This window comes from Xanthomonas sp. GPE 39, assembly GCF_000963005.1.
In the GTDB taxonomy this organism is placed as follows: domain Bacteria; phylum Pseudomonadota; class Gammaproteobacteria; order Xanthomonadales; family Xanthomonadaceae; genus Xanthomonas_A.
Genome location: NZ_JZHZ01000007.1, coordinates 753,905 through 774,941, shown reverse-complemented (window position 1 = coordinate 774,941; position 21,037 = coordinate 753,905). Strand labels below are relative to the sequence as shown.

Below are 21,037 nucleotides of genomic sequence, written 5' to 3'. Positions count from 1 at the left end.
GATGCGATAGCCAAGCAACATCACCCAGAAGGTGCTGGCCGTCAGCGCGATCACGCTCACCCACTGCATCGCCCGCGCCATCACGTCCATACCGAAGGTGTCGATCTGGTTGCTGAGGTAGTTGTTGATCAGCCGGAAGAAGACGTAATCCCCCAGGCCAATGTCCGCCAGGGGATGTAACCAGTTCATCGATCCATCGAACATGCTCATGGCCTTGCGCCTTTATTTGAAAGTGATAAACGAAATGAGTGAAGAGGGCGATCAGTGGGGCGGGACGATACCAGTGAGGCGTTGGCACGATCCGAACCAGTGCAGCGCGCGTAGCACAACCTGGTGCAATGGGCGCGCCCCGGGCCCCCACATGGAGCGCCCAAAGCCGACCAGAGTCAGGTGCGTCAGGTAACCGATTCGGAGATGAGATGCCTGCTCAAGCCATGGTCCTTATGCGCAGGTGATGCCGATGTGCAAACTGTTGTCTTATTGGATACGGCATTGCACCGGAGCTGTCAAACACACGCGCATCTGGAGATGCAGCGCGTGCTCATGAGTCCGGCACTGGATCACACTACCCGCCGCCATGCTGACTTGGAGCGCGTAGCGCTGTGAATCCCAGATACAAAAAAACCGCCTTTCGAGGGGCGGCTTTTTCAATACGTCTTCCATACTGCGAGCTGGAAGGGCAATCGAATCACTGTAAATGATTGATTCGATTGGTGGGCGGTACAGGGTTCGAACCTGTGACCCTTGCCGTGTGAAGGCAATGCTCTACCGCTGAGCTAACCGCCCGTGTCGCGAGCCGCGCATTATAGCGTGGCGGTGACTGGCGTCAACGGCGGAACACCCCCGCCACCTGACACCACAACCGCTACATCGTCATCGTGGGCTTGTCGGCGTTGAGGGTGCCGGCCAGTTGAGTCTCGATCTTGGTTCGAATGGTTTCGCCGTCGCTGTTTTCCGGCAGTTGTACGCCAATGCCGGCAGCCCGGTTCCCCTGCGCGCCGACCGGAGTCACCCAGATCACCTTGCCAGCCACCGGCAAGCGCTCGCTGGAATCGGGCAGGGTCAGCAACAGGAACACTTCATCGCCAAGCAGGTAACGCTTGGGCGTGGGAACGAAGATGCCGCCGTTCTTCACGAACGGCATGTAGGCGTTGTATAGCGCCGCTTTGTCTTTCACTGCCAAGGACAGGATGCCCTGGCGTCCACTCGTCGCACTCATCGTCGCGCCTCTCTCCCGGCTGGGCGGTCACCCTCGCGCCAGGTCAATAACAGTTCCGCAATCGCCAGGTCGGCGCGCACGGTGGTGCGTAGCAGGTCGCGGGTGCGGTTGGCTGCGTCGAACCAAGTCGCCAGCTTGTGCAATCGCGCCGGGTCGGTCAAGCCGCCCTGCGAGGCCTGCGTCAAGACCAGGTCGGCGGCGTGACCAAGCCGCTGCTCGGCGAGGTGATCGCCGCTCCAGCGCTGTGCGGCGTCCAGCGCACCGAGCTTGCCGGCGGCGATCTGCTCCAGATCCGCAGCCACCTGCCGGCGCAGCGTCAGCCCGTCCTCGCGCAACCAGTGCGCGGCCAGGCCGGGATGACCGCGCGCCGCCTCCAGCGCCTCGTGCGCGGCCTTGTGCGGAAAATTCTGTGCCAGTAGCCAGGTGATCGCCTCTTCGGCAGGCGGCAGCTTGAACTCCAGGCGCTGGCAGCGGCTGCGGACGGTCGCCGGCAAACGCGCTGGCTGCGCACTGATCAGCCACAGGTAACGACCGGGCTGCGGTTCTTCCAAGGTTTTGAGCAGGGCGTTGCAAGCGGCGCGGTTGATCGCATCGGCCGGGTCCACCACCACCACCTGGGCAATGCCGTACTGCGGGGTCAGCGCGAGTTTCTGCGAGATTTCGCGCACCTGCTCGATGACGATCTCGGTGCGTAATTTGTCGCCGGTCCGGTTGGGGATGAACGAGATCAGGTGCAGGTCGGGATGGGTGCCAGCGGCGATCAATTGCGCGCTGCGCCGATTGGCGGCCGGCTCGCCCTGGCCGAGCACGTGCGCCGCCAGTTTCAGCGCCACCGCGCGCTTGCCGAGGCCTTCCGGCCCGCAGATCAACAAGCCATGGCCGAGCCGACCGGCATCGAGCGCGGCCACACTCTGGTCGTAGGCACGCTGCTGCCACGGTGCGAGCGGTAACTCGCTCACGGCGCAGGCTCCTGTTGTGCCTGCACCCACTCAGCCAGCGCCGCGGCAACGGCCTGCGCCACCGCCTGCGGCGGCTGGCTGGCGTCGATGACGCGGAAGCGCTGCGCATCCTGGGCGGCGCGCTGGCGGAAGCCGGCACGCACGCGCTGGAAGAAATCGTCCTGCTCGCTTTCGATCCGGTCCGGCCACAGATCGCGGCCACTGGTGCGGGCACGGCCGATCTGCACATCCAAATCCAACAGCAGGGTCAGGCCCGGCTGCAGCCCGACCGCACGCCGTTCCAGGTCGGCGATCCAGCCGCGATCCAGGCCACGCCCCTCGCCCTGGTAGGCGTAGCTGGAATCGGTGAAACGGTCGCTGACCACATAAGCCCCACGTTGCAGCGCCGGGCGGATCACCTCGCGCACATGCTGGGCGCGTGCGGCAAATACCAACAGCAGTTCCGTCTCGGCAGACAGCGGCTCGGCAGACGCCGACGACGGCGCGGTCTCCAGCAATAGCGCGCGGATGCGTTCGGCCAGCGGCGTGCCGCCCGGTTCGCGGGTCAGCACCACCTCGTGCCCCTGCGCCTGCAACCAATCGCGGATCGCGTTGATCGCGGTGGTCTTGCCGGCGCCCTCGCCGCCTTCCAGGCTGACGAAGCGATGGTGACGCAGCACGGCCTCGCTCATGGTTTCACCTCCGCGCCGTGATGGGTCTGGCGCAAACGCTGCAGGTAACGCGCCACCGCCGCGTTGTGTTCGGCATAGTTGGAAGAAAACGCATGCGCACCGCTACCATCACCAGTCGCCACGAAATACAGGCTATCGCCCGGCGCAGGATGCGTCGCGGCACGCAGCGCTTCGCGCCCTGGCATGGCAATCGGGGTCGGCGGCAAGCCAGTGCGGGTATAGGTGTTGTAGGGCGTATCGGTTTCCAAATCGCGTTTGCGGATGTTGCCGTCGTAGGCGCTACCGATACCGTAGATCACGCTCGGATCGGTCTGCAACTTCATGCCCAGTTGCAGACGCCGCACGAACACACCGGCGATCTGCGGGCGTTCGGCCGCCTGAGCGGTTTCTTTCTCCACAATCGAGGCCAGAATCAGCGCTTGCTCCGGCGATGACAACGACAGGTCGGCGGCACGACTGTCCCAAGCGTCGGCTAGCGCCTTGTCCATCGCCGTATGCGCGCGCCGCAGCAGATCCAGATCGCTGTCACCACGCTGGTAGAGATAGGTCTCGGGTAGAAAACGGCCTTCGGCAGATTGGCCAGACTGGCCGAGCTTGGCCATCAGGTCGTTATCGCCGAGGTCGGCAGTGGTATGCCGCAATGGCGTGGCCGCATCCAGTGCCGCGCGTAGTTGCCGCAGGTTCCAGCCCTCGACGATGGTGAAGCGATATTGGATCACCTGCCCCTTGCGCATGCGCAGCAGCAAGGCGCGCGGGCTGAGTGGCGGCTGCAGCGCGTATTCGCCGAACCTAAGCTTGCCAGCGACACCGATTTCGCGCGCCAACATCTGCCATTGCAGGTCACTGCCCTGGTTGACGCCTGCATCGCGCAGCCTGCGCAGCACGCTATTGAACGAAGCCCCACGCGCCACTTCCACGCTGGGCTGGACCGCCTGCAGAGGGCGGTCGGCAAAAGCGCGATAGTTCTGCCACCACCATGCGCCGGCCGCAGCGAGCAGCAGCGCAAGCGCCAGCACCGACGCCACTAGCATCAAACATCCGCGTCTAGCCCTGGCCACGACCACCTCCAAGCGCATTCAATGACATGCAGGATAGCGCGTGGCCGGCATCGTCCGGTACCGCCGCAGGAGCGACTCAGGGTTCCAGCGCACGCAGCAGACCACGCGCCTTGGCCAGAGTCTCATCGAGTTCACGCTCGGGCTGGGAATCGAACACGATGCCGGCGCCGGTGCGGAATTGCACCTGCGCACCTTCCACTTCGGCGGTGCGGATCAAGATGTTCAGATCCATGTCGCCGTCGCAGTTCAACCAGCCGAACGCGCCGGTATAGGCACCGCGCGGGGTTTGCTCCAGTTCGGCGATGATCTGCATGCAGCGCACCTTGGGACAGCCGGTGATGGTGCCACCCGGGAAAGTGGCGCGGATCACCTCGCCAGGGCTGACCCCTTCGCGCAGGCGGCCACGCACGTTGCTGACGATGTGATGCACATGGGCATAGCTCTCCACCGTCATCAGTTCGTCGACCTCGACACTGCCAGGCGCGCAAATCCGGCCCAGGTCGTTGCGTTCCAGATCGATCAGCATCACGTGCTCGGCGCGCTCCTTGGGGTGGCCGACCAGTTCGCGGATGCGTGCGGCAGCGTCGTCGCCCGGCGCGCGCGCGCGGGTACCGGCAATCGGCCGGGTCTCGACCACGTCGCCGCGCACCGACACCAGCCGCTCCGGCGAGGAACTCACCACCGCGCGACCATGACCAACGAACAGGCCCGCAAACGGCGCAGGGTTGGCGCGACGCAACTGCGCATACAGCGCCGCCGGCGCCACCGCCGCAGCGAAGCGCGCCGTCCAGCGCCGCGACAGGTTGACCTGGAAGACGTCGCCAGCTCCCAGGTAATCGAGAATGCGACGTACCCCGTCGATAAAGCGCTGCGGCGGGTCTTCCTCGATCGCCAGCGGCGCGGTCCAGGTTGGCGCCGGCACCGCACCGGGCAACGCACGTAGATCGGCGAGGACGGTATCCAACAACGCCGCATGCGCGGACTCGGCCACCGCCACGCAATCACCGCTGACATGGTCGCGCAGCAAGGCGGCAGGGCAACGCAACGCCAGCGCTGCGGGCGTCGCCGCTGCGGACTGCGGCAACGGCAGGATCGGCTCGACCTGCGCAGCCAGTTCGTAATCCAGCAACAGCGCCCAACCACCGCGAAACGGCCAACGCGGCTCGTCGCGCGCACTGCGCTCGGCATGCCAGCGCATATCCAACGCACTCAGAAAATCGCCCGCGACAACCTCACCATGCAGCTCGCGGGTGACACCATCGCGATCCAGACGCAAGCCCTGGCCGTCAGCGACCAGCAACAGATCCCAGCGCCCCTGCGCGGTGCCCGAGGCCGCCGACTCCAGCAACACCGGATAACGCTGCGGCGCAAGGCGATGCAAAGCCAGCAGATCGATCTCAGCCGGCAGGGGAACGGTACGCAGCATCGTAAATCCGCTGGAAGAATGAAAACGCAACGCGGCGCCGCGTCATCGGCCTGCACGATGCGCCATGAAATTCACTGCGGTAGCCGATCCGCATCCGCATCGCGACATGCGCCGACAAGCGCGATTAACCGCGCGCGTCGGCGATCCCGAACCCGGATGAGGGACGTCAAAGACGCTTGAACAACAGGGTTCCGTTGGTTCCGCCGAAGCCGAACCCATTGGACATCGCCACATCGATCTTCTTCTCGCGCGCCACGTTCGGCACGTAGTCCAGATCGCAGCCTTCGCCCGGTTCGTCCAGGTTGATGGTCGGCGGGATGATGCCGGTGTGGAGCGCCATCACCGAGAAGATCGCCTCGACACCACCCGCTGCCCCGAGCAGATGCCCGATCATCGACTTGGTCGAACTGACCATCAGCTTGTAGGCATGATCGCCAAGTGCGCGCTTCATCGCGATGGTCTCGGCCAGGTCGCCCGCAGGCGTGGAGGTGCCGTGCGCATTGAGATAGTCGACCTGATCTGGATTGAGCCCGGCATCGCGCATCGCCGCACGCATGCTGCGCGCAGCGCCTTCGCCGTCTTCGCTCGGCGAGGTCATGTGGAAGGCATCGGAGCTGGCACCGAAACCCGCTAATTCGGCATAGATGCGTGCGCCACGCGCCTTGGCGTGTTCGTACTCTTCCAACACCAACACGCCAGCGCCATCCCCCATCACGAAACCGTCGCGGTCCTTGTCCCATGGCCGCGAGGCGGCAGCGGGATCATCGTTGCGAGTGGACATTGCCCGCATCGAGGAAAAGCCGGCAATCGAAGTCGGCGAGGACCCCCGCTCGGCACCACCAGCCAGCATCACGTCGGCATCGCCGTGCTGAACCATGCGCATCGCGGTGCCGATGGAATGGTTGGCAGTTGCGCAGGCGGAGACTGCCGAGAAGGTCGGCCCCTTCAGCCCTCTCATGATGCTCACCTGGCCCGGAAGCATGTTGATGATGGTGCTCGGGATATAGAAGGGCGAGACCTTGCGCGGGCCACCTTCCTGAAGTTTGAGAGTTTGTTCTTCGATGCCGAGCACACCGCCAATGCCGGAACCGAGGATGGCGCCGATGCGTTCGGCATTTGCATCGGTGATCTCCAGGCCGGCATCGTCCAGTGCCATGAACGAGGCAGCGACGCCGTAGTGGATGAACGAATCCATCTTTTTGGCGTCCTTGACGGACAGGAACTTGGTCGGATCGAAGTCCTTGACCTCACCGAGGATGCGGGTGGCGAACTGAGACGCATCGATATGCGTGATCGGGCCGATGCCCGAGCGCCCATTGACGATCCCCTCCCAACTGCTGGCCAGATCATTGCCCAACGGCGACACCATACCCATGCCGGTTACCACGACGCGACGGCTCATTGCGTAATCTCCTCACCGCGATACGCGCGGTCTTGATGCTGTAAAAACACAGGGCCGCATGCGCGGCCCCATGGGATTGTCACACGCATCGGACCAGCGAGGGCGTCGATGGCGATCGGGGACGGAGCATCAGCTCTTGACGTGCACCTTGACGTAGTCGATAGCCTGCTGCACCGAGGTGATCTTCTCGGCTTCTTCGTCAGGAATCTCGCACTCGAACTCTTCTTCCAGGGCCATCACCAGTTCAACGGTGTCCAGCGAGTCCGCACCGAGGTCATCGACGAACGATGCGCTGTTGGTGACTTCTTCTTCCTTGACGCCGAGTTGTTCGACGACGATTTTCTTGACGCGTTCTTCGATGGTGCTCATGGGGATATCGCTCCAGATGGAGTGGTGGTGGTTCGAAACGCCATCGATCTGCGATGGCTACGTTGGATAGTGTAGTGGAAACCGACGGCTCGTTGCAGCGCAGCCAAGGCGTCAGCCAATCAGCGACTTAGCGGCACCTGTTGCGCCACAGGCTCACGGCATGTACATCCCGCCGTTCACATGCAGGGTCTCGCCGGTGATGTAGCCGGCACAGGGACCGGCCAGGAACGCCACCGCATGGGCGATGTCCGCGGCCTGGCCAAGCTGGCCAAGCGCGATCTGCTGCAACAGCGCGGCACGCTGCGCCTCGGGCAAGGCCTTGGTCATGTCGGTGTCGATGAAACCCGGCGCAACCACGTTGACCGTGATGCCGCGCGAGCCGATTTCTCTGGCCATCGACTTGGAGAAGGCGATGATGCCGGCCTTGGCGGCAGCATAGTTGGCCTGTCCCGGATTGCCAGTCACTCCGACCACCGAAGCGATGTTGACGATGCGCCCTTTACGCGCCTTCATCATATTGCGCAGCACCGCTCTGGACGTGCGGAACACACTGGTGAGGTTGGTATCGATGATCGCCTGCCAGTCGTCGTCACGCATCCGCATCAACAGCGTGTCGCGGGTGATGCCGGCGTTGTTGACCAGGATCGAGACCGGCCCGAATTCCTTGGCGATTGCCTCGATCAATGTATCGACCGCGGCGGCGTCGGTGACGTCCAGCGGGCGGCCATGACCACCGCTGGCGGCCAGCCGCGCGCCAATCGCCTGCGCACCGGTGTCGGAGGTGGCGGTCCCGATGACCGTGGCGCCCTGCGCGGCCAGTTCGTCGGCAATGGCCGCGCCGATGCCACGGCTGGCGCCGGTAACGAGAGCGATTTCGCCCTGCAATGGCTTGCTCATCTACATTTTCCTTCAGAGACGGACGGCGCACGATACGCCAGGGAATGAACGCCAGCGCGGACGCAGACGCCCGACGCGCGGATCTCAGACAGCCCAAGCCTCGCGCGCGCCGACGAAATCAGCCGGTACCGACAGGGCACGACCGTCGAGCGATTTGTCGATGCGCTTGATCAGCCCGGTCAACACTTTACCTGGACCGCACTCGGCCACCCGCGTGGCGCCACGCGCGGCCAGCGCCTGCACACAGTTGGTCCAACGCACTGGCAGGTACAACTGTTCCACCAGCGCCTGACGGATGGCCGCGACACCGTCGTGCACCTGCGCATCGACGTTCTGTACCACCGGCAATTGCGGCGCATGCCAGGCTATCTCACGCATGGCGTCGGCCAAGCGATTGGCCGCCTCGCGCATCAACGGCGTATGCGAGGGAACGCTAACCGCCAACTTCACCACCTTGCGCACGCCACGCTCGCTCAACAATGCCAGCGCGCGTTCGACCGCAGCGGCATGCCCGCCGATCACCACCTGACCGGGCGCATTGTAATTGGCAGGCACCACCACCTCACTGTCGGCAGCCTCCGCGCAGACCGCTTCGATCAGCGCATCCTCAGCACCGATCACCGCCGCCATCGCGCCGACCCCGGCAGGAGCGGCATCCTGCATGAGTTGCCCGCGTAGCCGCACCAACCGCGCACCATCATGCAGCGACAGGGCACCGGCAGCGACCAGCGCAGTGTATTCGCCCAGGCTGTGCCCAGCGAGCAGCGTCGGGCGTGCGCCGCCCTCGGCCAACCACAGCCGCCACAGCGCCATGCTGGCCGCCAGCAGCGCCGGTTGCGTGTATTCGGTGCGATTGAGCATCTCTTCCGGGCCATCCTGACTCAGCGCCCATAGATCGACGCCGGCACCATCGGAGGCCTCAACGAAGCAATCACGCACCTGCGGATGTTGTTCGGCGACATCCGCCAGCATGCCCAACGATTGCGAGCCTTGGCCGGGGAAGACGAAGGCGAGTGTGGAATCGGTCACGCGGATGGCCCTACAAAAATCGAGCGGCGATGATACGGGCGAAATCCGCCGTGCGTCTGTACTCGTGCGTATTGATGCGACACACCCATATTCAGCGGAAGACACAGAAGCAGGCCGCCAGCCCAGCGCCCAGGCGCATGCCGCAACATTGCCGACACGCCACGCATACCGCGCGCGACCATCGCACCGTTCCAGGTCATCGGCACCGAATGCGAGCCAATTCGCTCAGTAGCGCAGCAGGGCCGAGCCCCAGGTGAAACCGCCGCCGAAGGCTTCCAGCAGCAATAACTGGCCGCGCTGGACGCGACCTGAGCGCACTGCCACGTCCAGCGCCATCGGCACCGAGGCGGACGAAGTGTTGCCATGCACGTCCACCGTGACCACCACCTGATCCATCGACATATCCAGGCGTTTTGCGGTGGCCTCGATGATGCGCAGGTTGGCCTGGTGCGGAATCAACCAATCCAGATCGTGCTTGTCCAGGTCGTTGGCTTGCAGGGTCTCGTCGACCACCGAATCCAACGCCTTGACCGCGTATTTGAACACCTCGCTGCCCTTCATCTGGATGCCACCGCCAGCCAGATGACCGGTGCCGTCAACCAGCCCGGTACCGATGCCGGTCGCGTTCAACAGAAGTTCCTTCTTGCTGCCGTCGGCATGCAGATGCGTGCTGAGAATGCCGGTGTCCTCGTCGGCACGCAGCACCACCGCACCGGCGCCATCGCCGAACAACACGCAGGTGGTGCGTTCGGTCCAGTCGACGATGCGGCTGAGAACTTCGGTGCCAATCACCAGCACGGTCTTGGCGTCGCCGCTGCGAATGAACTTGTCGGCCACGCCGAGCGCATAGACAAAGCCGGAGCAGGCGGCATTGAGGTCCATCGCCGGACAACCGAGCGCCCCCAACCTGGCCTGTATCAGGCAAGCGGTGGAGGGAAAGATCAAGTCGGGGGTCGTGGTACCGACGACGATCATGTCCAACTCGGCAGCCTGGATACCGGCGGCCTCGATCGCCTGCAACGCGGCCTCGTAACCAAGATCGCCCGCAGTCTGCCCCGGAGCGGCGATGTGCCGCTCACGGATGCCGGTACGACTGCGGATCCATTCGTCGCTGGTCTCGACCATGTGCGACAGATCGTCGTTGGTCAACACTTTTTCAGGCAAATAACTACCGGTGCCCGCGATCCTGGAATAGATACGCTTGCTCATGCTGTTTCCTATTACAGGTGACGCGGGCCGCCCCGCATGGCGCGGCCTGTGAAGAGAGGTGGCTCCGTCCGCCGCAACGCGGTGGACGGGCACGCATCAATCTTCTTCGACCTGCGCGGCCTTGGTGGCGATCACCTTCTTGCCGCGGTAGTACCCCTCGGCAGTGATGTGGTGGCGCAGGTGGGTCTCGCCGCTGGTCGGGTCGGTCGACAACTGCTTGGCGCTGAGGGCGTCGTGCGAACGGCGTTGGCCGCGGCGGGACGGGGTGACACGGGATTTCTGCACAGCCATGGGATTGCTCCAAACTCGGTTCGTTTACATCTGTTGTCATTACGTCGCGCAGGACGCGCGCGTCCGGCAACAACCTCAGGCAGCGACAGGCAGGCCAGCCACTACGGTTTCTTCAGCGCGGCCAACGCCGCGAACGGGTTGACCTTGCGTATTTCTTCCTCGGTCGCCGGCCAATCGCGCTCGACCGCCTCGCTCCCTGGCGCCACCGGCACCAGCGGCACCGCCAACACCAGTTCGTCCTCGACCAGATCGGCGGGCCGCAGCATACCGTCGTCCGGCACCAGCAAGGCCTCGTGTTCCGGCGGCAACGCGGCCTCTTCGGCCTCGTTGCGGATTAGCCCCAGCCGCTGCACGCTCGATACCGGCAGCAGAAAGCGCTGCAGACTGCGCTGACAAATCAGCGGCAATGCGGTCTCGACCCTCAGTTCGACGTAGGACACTTGCATCACATCATCGCGGCCGAATTCCAGCGTATAGCGGCATTCACCTTCGGTGTCGGCCAGACTGCCTTGCAGACGGGTCATCGCCGAGAGCGGCAGACGGTCCTCAAAGACCCTGCGCGCTGCGACCATCCGCCAAGCATCCAACAGTTCGGGCACGTTCGCGGACATAAGCTGCAGAATGTTAAGGATTGCCGGTAGCACTGTCAAACCATCCCACTCCGGCGCTTGCCCGCCCGCGATGGCCGTCGCAGACTGCCAGCCCCAAGCCATCGCCCCGCCCACATCGCCGATGCTGCCCCTGATCCTGGCTTCCACCTCCATCTACCGCCGCCAATTGCTGCAACGACTGCGCCTGCCGTTCGATTGCGTGCGTCCGCAGGTCGAGGAGACGCCACTGCCCGGCGAGACGCCGTTGACGCTGGCACAGCGCCTGGCTGCCGCCAAAGCGGCCGCAGTGGCCGCTGATGCCAGCCACGCCTGGGTCATCGGCGCCGACCAGGTCGCCGAACTGGACGGCCAACCACTGGGCAAGCCGGGCGATACCGTCACCGCACGAGCGCAACTGGCGGCAATGTCCGGACGCAATGTGCGCTTCCACACGGCGATATGCCTGCAACGCGGCACACGCACGCTACATGCCTGCGACCTGACCGAGGTGCAATTGCGCGACCTACCAGCCGATGCCATCGCCCGTTACGTCGATGCCGAGCAACCGCTGGACTGTGCTGGCAGTTTCAAGTGCGAGGGCCTCGGCATCAGCCTGTTCCACACGATCCACACCCAGGACCCGACCGCACTGATCGGGCTGCCCTTGATCGCGCTGGCAGGGCTCCTGCGCGAGGCTGGTTATCTGTTGCCCTGACCGGCCGGCAAGCGCCACGCGGTCACTGCAACCGGCACCACTGGTAAGGAAAGCGCGCCTGCCCGACCCATGCCTGGTAGATCTGGCAGGGACCCGGCTGTAGGGCCAGGCCGTAGGGCGCCAATTGCTGCACAGCCAGCGCCTGGGTCTGCCGATCCGCGGCGGCGACGTCGACGACTCGTTCCGGCGGCAGCACCCAGCGGCAGCGGCCGGAGTCCACCTCCACTCCGGCCCGCACCAACCGATGCGCCAGGCGCCGCATCAGTGCACAGCTGGGGCCGTGATCCAGGCCGAGCCGCGCGGCCACGGCATTGAGCCGCTGCAGACGCTCGACATTGCGATCCACCTCCGCCGGCAGCAACGCATAGCCCTGCCCGCGCGCGGCCAGCATCGCCCGCACCCGGGCAGCATAGGCCGGTGTCTCGGGGAAGTTGGAGGCGACCGACACATAGGCCGCCTGCGCCGGCAGGAACGGGATGCGCCAGGACTCCGGCGCATCACCAACCAGCAGCACCACGCTGCGCGCCGGCTGCGGCAACGGCGGCGCCTGCACGCGAAACGCCTCGCGCGCCCAGCGCTCATGCCCCCAGTCTCCCCAGCCGTACAGCGCAAAGACCACGCAAGCAATCAGGGTCCAGCGCGCAGCCGGAGCGGCGACGCGCGCCGGCAACATCCGACGCAGCCCCACCCACAGCAGCAACGGTGCCAGCAGCTCCGGCACCACCAGGTAGCGCTGGATACTGAAGGCCGCCTGCCAGACGAGGAAGGCGATCACCACGAACACCAGCACCACACGCCAGGCCGGTGCAACCACATCCTGCGGCCATTGCCGGCGCGGACGCCGCACCATCCAGTGCAGCAGCGCGGCCAGACCCAGCAGATAAAGCAGCGGCCACACAATCTGGCGCAAGCGCACCTCGCTGACCCGGTTCGGCACCAGCGAGAACTGCAGCGGCCAGGTCAGCCATTCCCACAATGTCTTAGGCAACCAGCGCGCGTCGCTGACCGCCACCGGCTGCGCCAGCGGCGTCAAGAAATAACTATTGAACTGCGGAAACAGCGGATTGCCGAAGGTCTGCCAGACCCGCAGCAGCCACGGCCCGGCCAGCAGCGCGAAGCTGACCAGCGCAACTGCGGTCAGCACTGCGGCACCACCGATCCGCTGGCGCGGGCGCCCCCCGGCCACCAGCGCAGCCACGCCCAAGGCAAAAGCGAACAGCGCATTGGTCAGCTTGCAAGCCATTGCCAGCCCGAGCAGAGCTCCGGCCAGCGCCCACCAGCCCAGCGCCACGCTGCGTCCGGCTGCCTGCTGACAACGCTGTGCGTGCAGCGCCGCCAGCAACGCACCCAGCACCGGCAGGGCGCTGCTATTGTCGCCCATGCTGCCGGCGAATTCGGACAGGAACGCAGCGCTGCTCATCCCAGCCAGCGCCAGCCACGGCACCAGCCGCGCACGGTCCAGGCGTGGATCCAGCACCTGCCAAACGATACCGGACAACAGCAGGAAAGCCAGCGCATGCAGCACACCCATCGCGAAACCGGCCAGCGGTGCCGGCAGGCCGACGAACAGTGCGTAATACAGCATATCCAGCAGCGGATTGAAGTAGCTCTGCATCTGCGCCGGCGCCAGATCCACGCCGAGACGGCCATGCAACGCGGCGTAGCCGTTGTACAGATGGTAGTTGCGCAGGTCCCAATTGGCGTCCTGGCCGAGCCACAGCGACAGCAGTCCGCCGAGCAGCGCCACCGCTACACCAGCGGCGACCACATTGCCACGGCTGTGGAAGGCGAAGCGGCGGTCCAGCGCTACCAGAAGACGCTGGAGGCGACTGGGGTGCGGCGTCGGCGCCGCGACGGAGGCGGCCGCGCTCATGCGGCCTCGCCACGGCGTGCGTCGGCCTGGTCCGCCGCGGGCCACGCAGGGATCGCCAGATAAGCCAGACGCTTGGCCTCGATGCGGCCGCGCGTGACCGTGTCAAGGATCAGTCCACAGGCCAGCAACAGCACACCCAGCAACACCAGCGCCGAGCACAGAATCGCGGTCGGGAAGCGCGGCACCAGCCCAGTGTGTAGGTAGGTCAACAGCAGCGGCACCGCCAGCGCCAGCGCCAATAGCACGCAGGCGCCGAAGCCCAGCGAGAAGAACAGCAACGGCCGCTCGGCCTTGAATAGACGCAGGATGGTCAGCAAGATGCGGGTGCCATCGTGCCAGGTGCGCAACTTGCTCTGCGACCCTTCCGGACGCGCACCGTAGGCGGTGTCCACTTCCGCCACCGGCATGCGTAGCTGTAGCGCGTGCACTGCCAGTTCAGTCTCGGTCTCGAAGCCGGCGGCATGCGCGGGAAACGACTTCACGTAGCGTCGCGAGAACACCCGGTAGCCGGACAGCATGTCGTCGAAGCTGCGTCCGAACAGAAAGCCCACGCAACGGGTCAACAGCACGTTGCCGGTGCGGTGGCCGGCGCGGTAAGCCGCCGCTGCCTCACTACGCCGCGCCCCGACCACCATATCCAGCCCGTCGCGCAGCAGGCGCTCGACCAGCGCTGGCGCCATCGCCGCATCGTAGGTCGCATCGCCATCCACTAGCACGTAGACATCGGCCTCGATGTCGGCGAACAGGCGCCGCACCACGTTGCCCTTGCCCTGGAGTACGACCTTACGCACCGAGGCGCCGGCCGCATGCGCCAGGACGATGGTGGCGTCGCTGGAATTGTTGTCGAACACATGGATATGCGCGCCGGGCAGATGCGCGGCGAAATCTGCCACGACCCGGCCAATGGTGGCAGCTTCGTTGTGACACGGCACCAGCACCGCGATACGCGGCGCGGCCACGGGGCGGTCGGAGTGGGAATTGAACATGGGCGGCGTGCGGTCCTGCGCGGCAAAGCATAAAAAGGCGCGCCATCCTAGCTCAACGCAGTCGCAGTTTGATCGGCTGCTCCAACCAATCCTCGACGCTACCGTCGCGGCCATGCAGACGCAGGCCGAGCCAATGGGTTCCCGGCGTCAGCGCGCTGGCATCGAGCGTGGCGCGGAAACCAATGTCCGGATGACCAGGATCGGTGGAGATGCTCCAGAACGCGGTGACGTCATGACGCTCGCCATAGCGCGCCTGCGCGACGACCTTGCCATCGAGCAATACCTCCACGCGCGCGATCCCGACCCCATCCTTGAATGCCCAACCAGAGACATCCACACGACGTCCAACCGCTGCGTTGACAGCCGGCGTATCGATCCAGGCCATCGCCGGCGTGGTGCACGGACCAGGCAAGCGCTGGGCTGGCAACGCAAATAACAGGAACCGCTGGCTGCCATGATCGCTGGACACCACCTGCGGCGGCGGCAGTGGACCAACTAGATCGCAGATTGCGTGGTAGCGCTGCAACAGCAGTCGGTATCGCATATCGCTCGGCGAGAGCACCAGCAGGCGCGGCCCGTCGCGGTGGCCATCGCTGAGCATCCCCCATTGCTGCAATTGCGCACTGCGCCCGTGTTTGGTGTTCAACGGATGTGGCAACACCTGGATGTTGGGATCGTGCAATTGGAAACCGAGCTCGGCACCGACCTTGAAATTGTCCGCCAACACCTGCGTGCCTGCCGGCATGGTGGCCAGTTCGCGGCGCACCGCCACGGCCAGCGACCGCCAGCCGGCGAAATTGCGCGGATAATATTTGTCCGCGGCAGCATGCTCGCGTATTGCCGGCACCGACACCGCCAGGTAGTAGCCAAATGCGCCGATCAGCCCCAGCCCGGTCAGCAACCAAGTCGCACGGCGCAGCCGTTTTGACCAGCCGCTGAGGATCACCGGCGTGGCGATCAACAAGGCCAGATAACCCGGCAACGGCCAATGGAAACTGACTCGCTCGGCATCGCTAAAGAAGCCCAGCAGGAAAATGCCCAGAGTGGACACACCACCGAGCAGACCGAAGTAACGCCACTGCACCCGTGCGCCACCGTTACCGCCACCGCGTGTGGCGATCAACGCAACCTTTGCCATCGCCACCGCCAGCAATGGCGTCACCAACAGCAGTTGGATCACAACGAACGCGATGCCGGCGAATCGGAAGCTCCAAGGATGGCGGTCGATCAACTGAAACTTGATGCCAGCCTCACCGTTATCCACATTCCACGCCAGCAGCGGCAACCAGGCAACGATGCCCAGCGCCAGCGCAACCCATACCTGCGGATCGCGCAGCATGCGCCGGCCTTGCGGAATCAACAGCAAGGCAATCGCGCCGACCCCGATCACGCCGACAAAACGGTAGTGACTCAGCGCACCAAGGCTCAAACCCAGCGCCAATTCCACCGCACTCATCGCCTCGACCTTGCGTAGCAAGCGCGCGCTGGCGTCGATGCACAGGATGGTTGCCAACGCCATCGGCACGTCCGGCAACGCGAGAATGCCCAGCGTCCCCGACAAGGGCATCAGCAAGGTCAGAGCGCCGGCACGCCACCCCGCCACCGCGCCGAACCAGCGCGTGGCGATGCGCACGATCAACCACGGCAGCACCGCACTCAGCAGCAAGAACGGCGCGCGCAGCGCCAGCAGATGATCGCCGCCGATGGCCACGCCCAACCGCGCCAGCCAGGCGGTGAGCCCAGGCAGATCGGAGTAGGCAGCGGCAAGATGCTGGCCCTCTTGCCAGTAGAATGCTTCATCAACGAACAATGGCAAATGCGCAGCCACCAGCAGCTTGGCTGCCGTCACCAGTATCCACAACAGCACAAAGATGCTGCGTGCACGTTGTTCGCCTTGCATTGCCCGTAAACTCCTTAAGACCGTTGCGAGAATGCGATGTCGACTCCGCCCCCCTTACCAGGAATCCTAACCGATACGCTACGCGAAGCACTCGCGCACGCGCAGCGGCAGGTCAATGCGCTAGTGCTGGGTAAGCCGCAGCAGGTGCGTCTGGCCTTTGTCGCCCTGCTATCGGGCGGACACTTGCTAATCGAAGATCTGCCCGGCCTGGGCAAAACCACCTTGGCGCATGCGTTGGCGGCAAGCCTGGGCCTGGGTTTCCAACGCGTGCAGTTCACCTCCGACCTACTGCCTGCCGATGTGCTCGGGGTCTCGGTATACGACCCACAATCGCGTCAATTCCAGTTTCATCCCGGACCGGTGTTCACCCATGTGCTGCTCGCCGACGAGATCAACCGCGCACCACCGCGCACCCAGAGCGCGCTATTGGAGGCGATGGCAGAGCAACAAGTCACCCTGGATGGCACCACGCATCCGCTGCCTGCGCCGTTCTTCGTCATCGCCACACAGAATCCGGTGGATTTATCGGGCACTTTTGCGTTGCCCGATTCGCAATTAGACCGTTTTTTACTGCGCCTGTCGCTGGGCTATCCAAACAGCGAATCCGAGCGCGCATTGCTCAGCGGCAGCGACCGCCGCGATCTGATCGCACAAGCACAGCCGCTGCTCAGCGATGCCGACATCGCCACGCTGCGACACAGCGTGGAGCGGATTCATGCCAGTGACGCGCTGGTCGGCTACGTGCAGGCATTGCTGGCACGCAGTCGTCAGCATCCGGGAGTGCGCGTGGGCCTGTCGCCGCGCGCCGGCATCGCACTCCTGCGCGCCGCCAAGGCGCATGCGTTGCTGCTCGGCCGCAGCCATGTCCTGCCCGAGGACGTACAGGCGCTGTTCCTGGAAGTGGCCGAGCACCGATTAGTGGCCGAGCAGGAATCGGCCTCCGGACAGGCACTGGCCAAAGCAATCCTGCACAGCGTCGCCGTGGACTGATACCGATGCCGGCACGGCAGCACGACTGGCGGCAACGACTGGCACACCTGGCGACGCCACGCGATCCGGAACCCCTGCCAGTACGACTGGACCGACGCCGCATCTATATCCTGCCGACGCCGTTCGGCAACTTCATCGCCCTGCTGCTGGCGACGATGCTGCTCGGCGCGCTGAACTACAACAACAATCCGGCACTGCTGCTGGCGATGCTGCTCGGCGCGGCCGCGATGGCCAGTGCCATCGTGGCGCACCTGCAACTGTCGGGATTACGCCTGGACGCCCTATCGGCGCAACCGGTCGCCGCCGGCAGTCCACTGCGGCTGCGACTGGCACTGACAGCCAGCGATGGTCGCCGCCGACGTGGCCTGCGCGTGCGCTACGGCGAAGTGCTGGCCCACCTCGATCTGCACGACGACGCTCGCAACGAAGCCGACCTGCACATCCCCACCGAACGCCGCGGCTGGATGGATCTGCAACGCATCCAGATCTCGACCACCCAGCCACTGGGTCTGCTGCGCGCCTGGGCCTGGTTCTGGCCCGAGACTCCACTGCTGATCTATCCGCAACCGGAAACCGACGGCCCGCCGCTGCCGACCGGTACCGGCACCCCCACGCAAACCAGGCTGCATGCACTCGGAGAGGAACTCCACCAATTGCGTCCCTATCGCGCCGGCGATGCGCCACGCACGATCGCCTGGAAGCATTCGGCACGCCGCGACACCCTGCTGGTACGCGAGTACGAACGCCCAATCGGTGTGGACGTGGTGCTGGACTGGCGCATGCTGCTGCCGCTGCCTTACGAACGCCGCATCGCACGGCTAGCACGCTGGGTCGACGAAGCCGAGCGCGATGGCCGCCGCTATCGCCTGCTGCTGCCGGGGCATCCCGCGCTGGGTCCGGACCGTGGCCCACAACACCGACACCAGTGCCTACGCGCGCTCGCGCTGTTGCCACATGACTGAGTCGCGCACACCCGCATTGAGCACATCCAGCCGGGCCTGGGCACTGAGCACGGCACTGCTGTCGCTGCTGCCACTGTTGCTGCAACTGCCCACTGCACTGGCTTGGCTGATCGCACTCGCCGCACTGCTGGTCGGTGCCAGTTCGGCCTGGCGCCCAGTGCCGGCCGCACTGCGCCTGGCACTGATCGCGGCGATGCTGGCGACGCTGTACTGGCAAGCCGGGCTACGCTTCGGCCGCGACACCGGATGCGCCCTGCTCGCGGCCATGTTGGCGATCAAACCATCGGAGCTGCACACGCTGCGCGATGCACGCAGCCTGCTCGGCTTCGCGCTGTTCGCGCCCTTCGCTGCCTTCCTGCTGGATCAAGGACCAGCGACGATGGCACTGGCACTGGCTGCGGTGATTCTCGCCCTGCTGTGCATGCAGCGCTTAGCCGATCAGGAAGGACACAGCGAACGCCGCCCACTGCGTGGGCAACTCATCAGCGTTGGCCGCCTACTGCTGTTGGGCCTGCCACTGGCGCTGGCCGCATTCTGGCTGTTTCCGCGCCTGGGCTCGCCACTGTGGGGCGTGCCGGAACGCGCACTGGGCCGACCCGGCCTGTCGGACACCATGACCCCGGGGCAATGGCTGGACCTGATGGCCGATGACACCCCGGCACTACGCGTGCAGTTCTTCGGCCCGGTGCCACCGCCCACGCAGCGTTACTGGCGTGGACCGGTGCTGTGGGATTTCGACGGCCGCACCTGGCGCGGCCAGAACGACAATGCAACGAGGCCCGCACCGACGATACAACCAGGACCGAGTGCGTGGGACTACCAGATCGACGTGGAACCGACCGATCGCCGCCAACTGGTTGCGCTGGAACTGCCGCTACAGGCGCCCGCCGGCACCCGGCTCACGGCCGACGCCGTACTGCAGACCGAACAACCGCTCAACGCCCTGACCCGCTGGCATCTGCGCTCGGCACCGGCGCAGCGAGTGCAAGCCGATCTGGCACCTGCGCAGCGCCAGCGCGCACTGGCACTACCACCTGGCTATAACCCGCGCACGCTGACGCTGGCCCGACAATGGCGGCAACAAGCCGGCAGTGACGACGCGGCGATCATTGCCCGCGCGCTGCAATGGATCCGCCGCGACTTCGCCTACACCCTGCAGACACCACTGCCCGGCCGCGATAGCGTGGACGAATTCCTGTTCCAGCAAAAAGCCGGCTTTTGCGAACACTTCAGTTCGGCGTTCGTCGTACTGATGCGCGGCGCGGGCATTCCCGCCCGCATTGTCACCGGCTATGCCGGAGGCACCCGCAATCGGCTTGGCGACTATTGGATCGTGCGGCGCATGGACGCCCACGCCTGGGCCGAGGTATGGCTGCCGCAACGCGGCTGGGTGCGCGTGGACCCGACCGCAGCGGTCGCACCGGAACGCATCTACGACACGCTGGAAGACCGCATCGGTGGCGGCGGCACCACACAGGGCGACGGCGCCATCTGGCAGTGGCGTGACATCGCCGACTGGGCCCGCCGCGGCTGGAACGATCTGGTGCTGTCCTTCGACGCCAATCGCCAGCAGCAGCTACTGCGCCTGATCGGCATCCCCCGGCTGGAGCCGGCGCAGCTGGTCGCCCTGTTCGCGGGTTGCGCGGCGATGCTACTGGGCGCAATGGCCTGGTGGCTGGCCCGTGGCGAGCGCGAACGCGACCCGTTGTTGCGCGCCTGGCGGCGCCTTGGCGGGCGCTACGCGCGGCTGGGCCTGGAGCGCCAGGCGCATGAACCAGCACAGGCATGGGCCGCACGGGTGGACCGGGGAGTAGGCGACACGGGGCTGATTTCACTCAGCCGGCGTTTCGCCGATGCGCGATACGCTGGCGCCGATTCGGACAGCGCTTCATTGTTGCGCGACCTGCGCAGGCACCGTCCGCCAACCGGAGCATCCCGATGAAGATCCGCCTACTGTTCCCCATACTCGCCGCGCTGGCACTGTGTGCCTGCGCCACCGCGCCCAAACCGCTGCAAGGCCAGTTCGCCTCCGTCACCCCACGCGATTCGGTCGCAGGACAGCAAGTCGGTGCCGCCGTGCGCTGGGGCGGCAAGATCATCCAGACCAAGCCCAGCCAGGGCCAGACCTGCTTCCAGATGCTGTCGCGGCCGCTCAACGCCAGCGGCCGACCGGATAGCGACTCGGCCGACGCCAGCGATGGCCGTTTCGTCGCCTGCCGCTCCGGCTTCTACGATCCGGCCGTGTTCGAACCAGGCCGCGAAGTCACCTTCATCGGCCATGTGGCCGGCTACGAGAACACCCGCATCGGCGAATACGACTATCGCCTGCCGAAAATAGAAGCCGATGTGGTTTACCTGTGGCCGGTCGTGCGTCAGGTCGAAGTGGTGCCAGCTTATCCTTATCAACCCTGGGGACCATGGGGTCCGTGGGGTCCGCGCTGGGGCTGGTGGTGAACCTCTCGCATTGAGCAAGAACGCAACACCGAAACGC

General features: G+C 65.3%; 20 protein-coding genes, 1 tRNA gene and 1 pseudogene. 5 read left to right on the top strand and 17 right to left on the bottom strand.

What is annotated here, in order from left to right; translation table 11 throughout:
* The 14 genes and pseudogenes from XALGPE39_RS15905 to XALGPE39_RS03325 all read right to left on the bottom strand — a co-directional run.
* Positions 1 to 210, bottom strand: a pseudogene (locus XALGPE39_RS15905) (Type IV secretion system protein virB6); the annotation flags it as partial.
* A 501-nt stretch (positions 211 to 711) separates the two neighbouring features.
* Positions 712 to 786 (bottom strand) — tRNA-Val (locus XALGPE39_RS03385).
* Positions 787 to 865: 79 nt separating this feature from the next.
* Positions 866 to 1,219 carry a PilZ domain-containing protein gene (locus tag XALGPE39_RS03380; RefSeq protein WP_045726984.1) on the bottom strand — a complete coding sequence of 118 codons (354 nt, stop codon included), beginning with the start codon at positions 1,217 to 1,219 and terminating at the stop codon, positions 866 to 868.
* The gene (locus tag XALGPE39_RS03375) at positions 1,216 to 2,178 is read right to left on the bottom strand and encodes a DNA polymerase III subunit delta' (protein ID WP_045726983.1); all 963 of its coding nucleotides are present in this window, start codon (positions 2,176 to 2,178) and stop codon (positions 1,216 to 1,218) included. The genes XALGPE39_RS03380 and XALGPE39_RS03375 overlap by 4 nt, the downstream gene beginning before the upstream one ends.
* A complete protein-coding gene (gene tmk / locus XALGPE39_RS03370; RefSeq protein WP_045726982.1) occupies positions 2,175 to 2,849 on the bottom strand; it encodes a dTMP kinase in 675 nt (224 codons plus the stop codon). Before tmk ends, XALGPE39_RS03375 begins: the two co-directional genes overlap by 4 nt.
* Positions 2,846 to 3,925: an endolytic transglycosylase MltG gene (gene mltG / locus XALGPE39_RS03365; protein ID WP_045726981.1), complete on the bottom strand. Its 1,080-nt coding sequence runs from the start codon at positions 3,923 to 3,925 to the stop codon at positions 2,846 to 2,848. The genes tmk and mltG overlap by 4 nt, the downstream gene beginning before the upstream one ends.
* Before the next feature lie 58 nt (positions 3,926 to 3,983).
* Entirely contained in the window at positions 3,984 to 5,333 is a 1,350-nt protein-coding gene (locus tag XALGPE39_RS03360; protein WP_045726980.1) for an aminodeoxychorismate synthase component I, read from the bottom strand.
* A gap of 166 nt (positions 5,334 to 5,499) precedes the next feature.
* Positions 5,500 to 6,735 (bottom strand): beta-ketoacyl-ACP synthase II, encoded by a 1,236-nt coding sequence (gene fabF / locus XALGPE39_RS03355; protein ID WP_045726979.1) that lies wholly within the window; start codon positions 6,733 to 6,735, stop codon positions 5,500 to 5,502.
* Between the two features lie 129 nt (positions 6,736 to 6,864).
* Positions 6,865 to 7,104 (bottom strand): acyl carrier protein, encoded by a 240-nt coding sequence (gene acpP, locus XALGPE39_RS03350; RefSeq protein WP_012915156.1) that lies wholly within the window; start codon positions 7,102 to 7,104, stop codon positions 6,865 to 6,867.
* Positions 7,105 to 7,257: 153 nt separating this feature from the next.
* A complete protein-coding gene (fabG, locus tag XALGPE39_RS03345; protein WP_045726978.1) occupies positions 7,258 to 8,001 on the bottom strand; it encodes a 3-oxoacyl-ACP reductase FabG in 744 nt (247 codons plus the stop codon).
* 84 nt (positions 8,002 to 8,085) lie between these two features.
* On the bottom strand, positions 8,086 to 9,030 hold the full coding sequence (fabD, locus tag XALGPE39_RS03340; protein WP_045726977.1) for an ACP S-malonyltransferase: 945 nt from the start codon (positions 9,028 to 9,030) through the stop codon (positions 8,086 to 8,088).
* Positions 9,031 to 9,255: 225 nt separating this feature from the next.
* Positions 9,256 to 10,239, bottom strand: coding sequence for a beta-ketoacyl-ACP synthase III (locus XALGPE39_RS03335; RefSeq protein WP_045726976.1), 984 nt, complete (start codon positions 10,237 to 10,239; stop codon positions 9,256 to 9,258).
* Between the two features lie 96 nt (positions 10,240 to 10,335).
* On the bottom strand, positions 10,336 to 10,530 hold the full coding sequence (gene rpmF, locus XALGPE39_RS03330; protein WP_045726975.1) for a 50S ribosomal protein L32: 195 nt from the start codon (positions 10,528 to 10,530) through the stop codon (positions 10,336 to 10,338).
* Positions 10,531 to 10,631: 101 nt separating this feature from the next.
* The gene (locus XALGPE39_RS03325; RefSeq protein WP_045726974.1) at positions 10,632 to 11,141 is read right to left on the bottom strand and encodes a YceD family protein; all 510 of its coding nucleotides are present in this window, start codon (positions 11,139 to 11,141) and stop codon (positions 10,632 to 10,634) included.
* Positions 11,142 to 11,262: 121 nt separating this feature from the next.
* On the opposite strand from XALGPE39_RS03325, the gene XALGPE39_RS03320 reads away from it, so the two are divergent.
* Complete coding sequence (locus tag XALGPE39_RS03320) at positions 11,263 to 11,835, top strand: Maf family nucleotide pyrophosphatase (RefSeq protein WP_045728926.1); 573 nt, start codon at positions 11,263 to 11,265, stop codon at positions 11,833 to 11,835.
* A gap of 22 nt (positions 11,836 to 11,857) precedes the next feature.
* Here XALGPE39_RS03320 and XALGPE39_RS03315 read toward each other — a convergent pair whose 3' ends face one another.
* Genes XALGPE39_RS03315 through XALGPE39_RS03305 form a run of 3 tightly spaced genes read right to left on the bottom strand, consistent with a single transcriptional unit; the run spans position 11,858 to position 16,594 of the window.
* Positions 11,858 to 13,708 carry a glycosyltransferase 87 family protein gene (locus XALGPE39_RS03315; RefSeq protein WP_052689987.1) on the bottom strand — a complete coding sequence of 617 codons (1,851 nt, stop codon included), beginning with the start codon at positions 13,706 to 13,708 and terminating at the stop codon, positions 11,858 to 11,860.
* Positions 13,705 to 14,694 (bottom strand): glycosyltransferase family 2 protein, encoded by a 990-nt coding sequence (locus XALGPE39_RS03310; protein WP_045726973.1) that lies wholly within the window; start codon positions 14,692 to 14,694, stop codon positions 13,705 to 13,707. Before XALGPE39_RS03310 ends, XALGPE39_RS03315 begins: the two co-directional genes overlap by 4 nt.
* Positions 14,695 to 14,746: 52 nt before the next feature.
* Positions 14,747 to 16,594, bottom strand: a complete 1,848-nt coding sequence (locus XALGPE39_RS03305; RefSeq protein ID WP_045726972.1) for a glycosyltransferase family 39 protein — start codon at positions 16,592 to 16,594, stop codon at positions 14,747 to 14,749.
* Positions 16,595 to 16,630: 36 nt separating this feature from the next.
* On the opposite strand from XALGPE39_RS03305, the gene XALGPE39_RS03300 reads away from it, so the two are divergent.
* Genes XALGPE39_RS03300 through XALGPE39_RS03285 form a run of 4 tightly spaced genes read left to right on the top strand, consistent with a single transcriptional unit; the run spans position 16,631 to position 21,000 of the window.
* Positions 16,631 to 17,584: a MoxR family ATPase gene (locus XALGPE39_RS03300; protein WP_045726971.1), complete on the top strand. Its 954-nt coding sequence runs from the start codon at positions 16,631 to 16,633 to the stop codon at positions 17,582 to 17,584.
* A gap of 5 nt (positions 17,585 to 17,589) precedes the next feature.
* Entirely contained in the window at positions 17,590 to 18,546 is a 957-nt protein-coding gene (locus tag XALGPE39_RS03295) for a DUF58 domain-containing protein (RefSeq protein ID WP_045726970.1), read from the top strand.
* Positions 18,539 to 20,488, top strand: coding sequence for a DUF3488 and transglutaminase-like domain-containing protein (locus XALGPE39_RS03290; RefSeq protein WP_045728924.1), 1,950 nt, complete (start codon positions 18,539 to 18,541; stop codon positions 20,486 to 20,488). The genes XALGPE39_RS03295 and XALGPE39_RS03290 overlap by 8 nt, the downstream gene beginning before the upstream one ends.
* On the top strand, positions 20,485 to 21,000 hold the full coding sequence (locus XALGPE39_RS03285; protein WP_045726969.1) for a Slp family lipoprotein: 516 nt from the start codon (positions 20,485 to 20,487) through the stop codon (positions 20,998 to 21,000). Before XALGPE39_RS03290 ends, XALGPE39_RS03285 begins: the two co-directional genes overlap by 4 nt.
* Positions 21,001 to 21,037 lie beyond the last annotated feature (37 nt).

Coding starts and splice junctions, on each gene's coding strand:
- XALGPE39_RS03285 (WP_045726969.1), top strand. CDS start 20,485: ATGAAGATCCGCCTACTGTTCCCCATACTCGCCGCGCTGGCACTGTGT.
- XALGPE39_RS03290 (WP_045728924.1), top strand. CDS start 18,539: ATGACTGAGTCGCGCACACCCGCATTGAGCACATCCAGCCGGGCCTGG.
- XALGPE39_RS03380 (WP_045726984.1), bottom strand. CDS start 1,219: ATGAGTGCGACGAGTGGACGCCAGGGCATCCTGTCCTTGGCAGTGAAA.
- mltG (WP_045726981.1), bottom strand. CDS start 3,925: ATGCGCTTGGAGGTGGTCGTGGCCAGGGCTAGACGCGGATGTTTGATG.
- XALGPE39_RS03315 (WP_052689987.1), bottom strand. CDS start 13,708: ATGAGCGCGGCCGCCTCCGTCGCGGCGCCGACGCCGCACCCCAGTCGC.
- XALGPE39_RS03325 (WP_045726974.1), bottom strand. CDS start 11,141: ATGTCCGCGAACGTGCCCGAACTGTTGGATGCTTGGCGGATGGTCGCA.
- XALGPE39_RS03295 (WP_045726970.1), top strand. CDS start 17,590: ATGCCGGCACGGCAGCACGACTGGCGGCAACGACTGGCACACCTGGCG.
- XALGPE39_RS03300 (WP_045726971.1), top strand. CDS start 16,631: ATGTCGACTCCGCCCCCCTTACCAGGAATCCTAACCGATACGCTACGC.
- XALGPE39_RS03320 (WP_045728926.1), top strand. CDS start 11,263: ATGCTGCCCCTGATCCTGGCTTCCACCTCCATCTACCGCCGCCAATTG.
- tmk (WP_045726982.1), bottom strand. CDS start 2,849: ATGAGCGAGGCCGTGCTGCGTCACCATCGCTTCGTCAGCCTGGAAGGC.
- XALGPE39_RS03310 (WP_045726973.1), bottom strand. CDS start 14,694: ATGTTCAATTCCCACTCCGACCGCCCCGTGGCCGCGCCGCGTATCGCG.
- rpmF (WP_045726975.1), bottom strand. CDS start 10,530: ATGGCTGTGCAGAAATCCCGTGTCACCCCGTCCCGCCGCGGCCAACGC.
- XALGPE39_RS03360 (WP_045726980.1), bottom strand. CDS start 5,333: ATGCTGCGTACCGTTCCCCTGCCGGCTGAGATCGATCTGCTGGCTTTG.
- acpP (WP_012915156.1), bottom strand. CDS start 7,104: ATGAGCACCATCGAAGAACGCGTCAAGAAAATCGTCGTCGAACAACTC.
- fabG (WP_045726978.1), bottom strand. CDS start 8,001: ATGAGCAAGCCATTGCAGGGCGAAATCGCTCTCGTTACCGGCGCCAGC.
- XALGPE39_RS03335 (WP_045726976.1), bottom strand. CDS start 10,239: ATGAGCAAGCGTATCTATTCCAGGATCGCGGGCACCGGTAGTTATTTG.
- XALGPE39_RS03305 (WP_045726972.1), bottom strand. CDS start 16,594: ATGCAAGGCGAACAACGTGCACGCAGCATCTTTGTGCTGTTGTGGATA.
- fabF (WP_045726979.1), bottom strand. CDS start 6,735: ATGAGCCGTCGCGTCGTGGTAACCGGCATGGGTATGGTGTCGCCGTTG.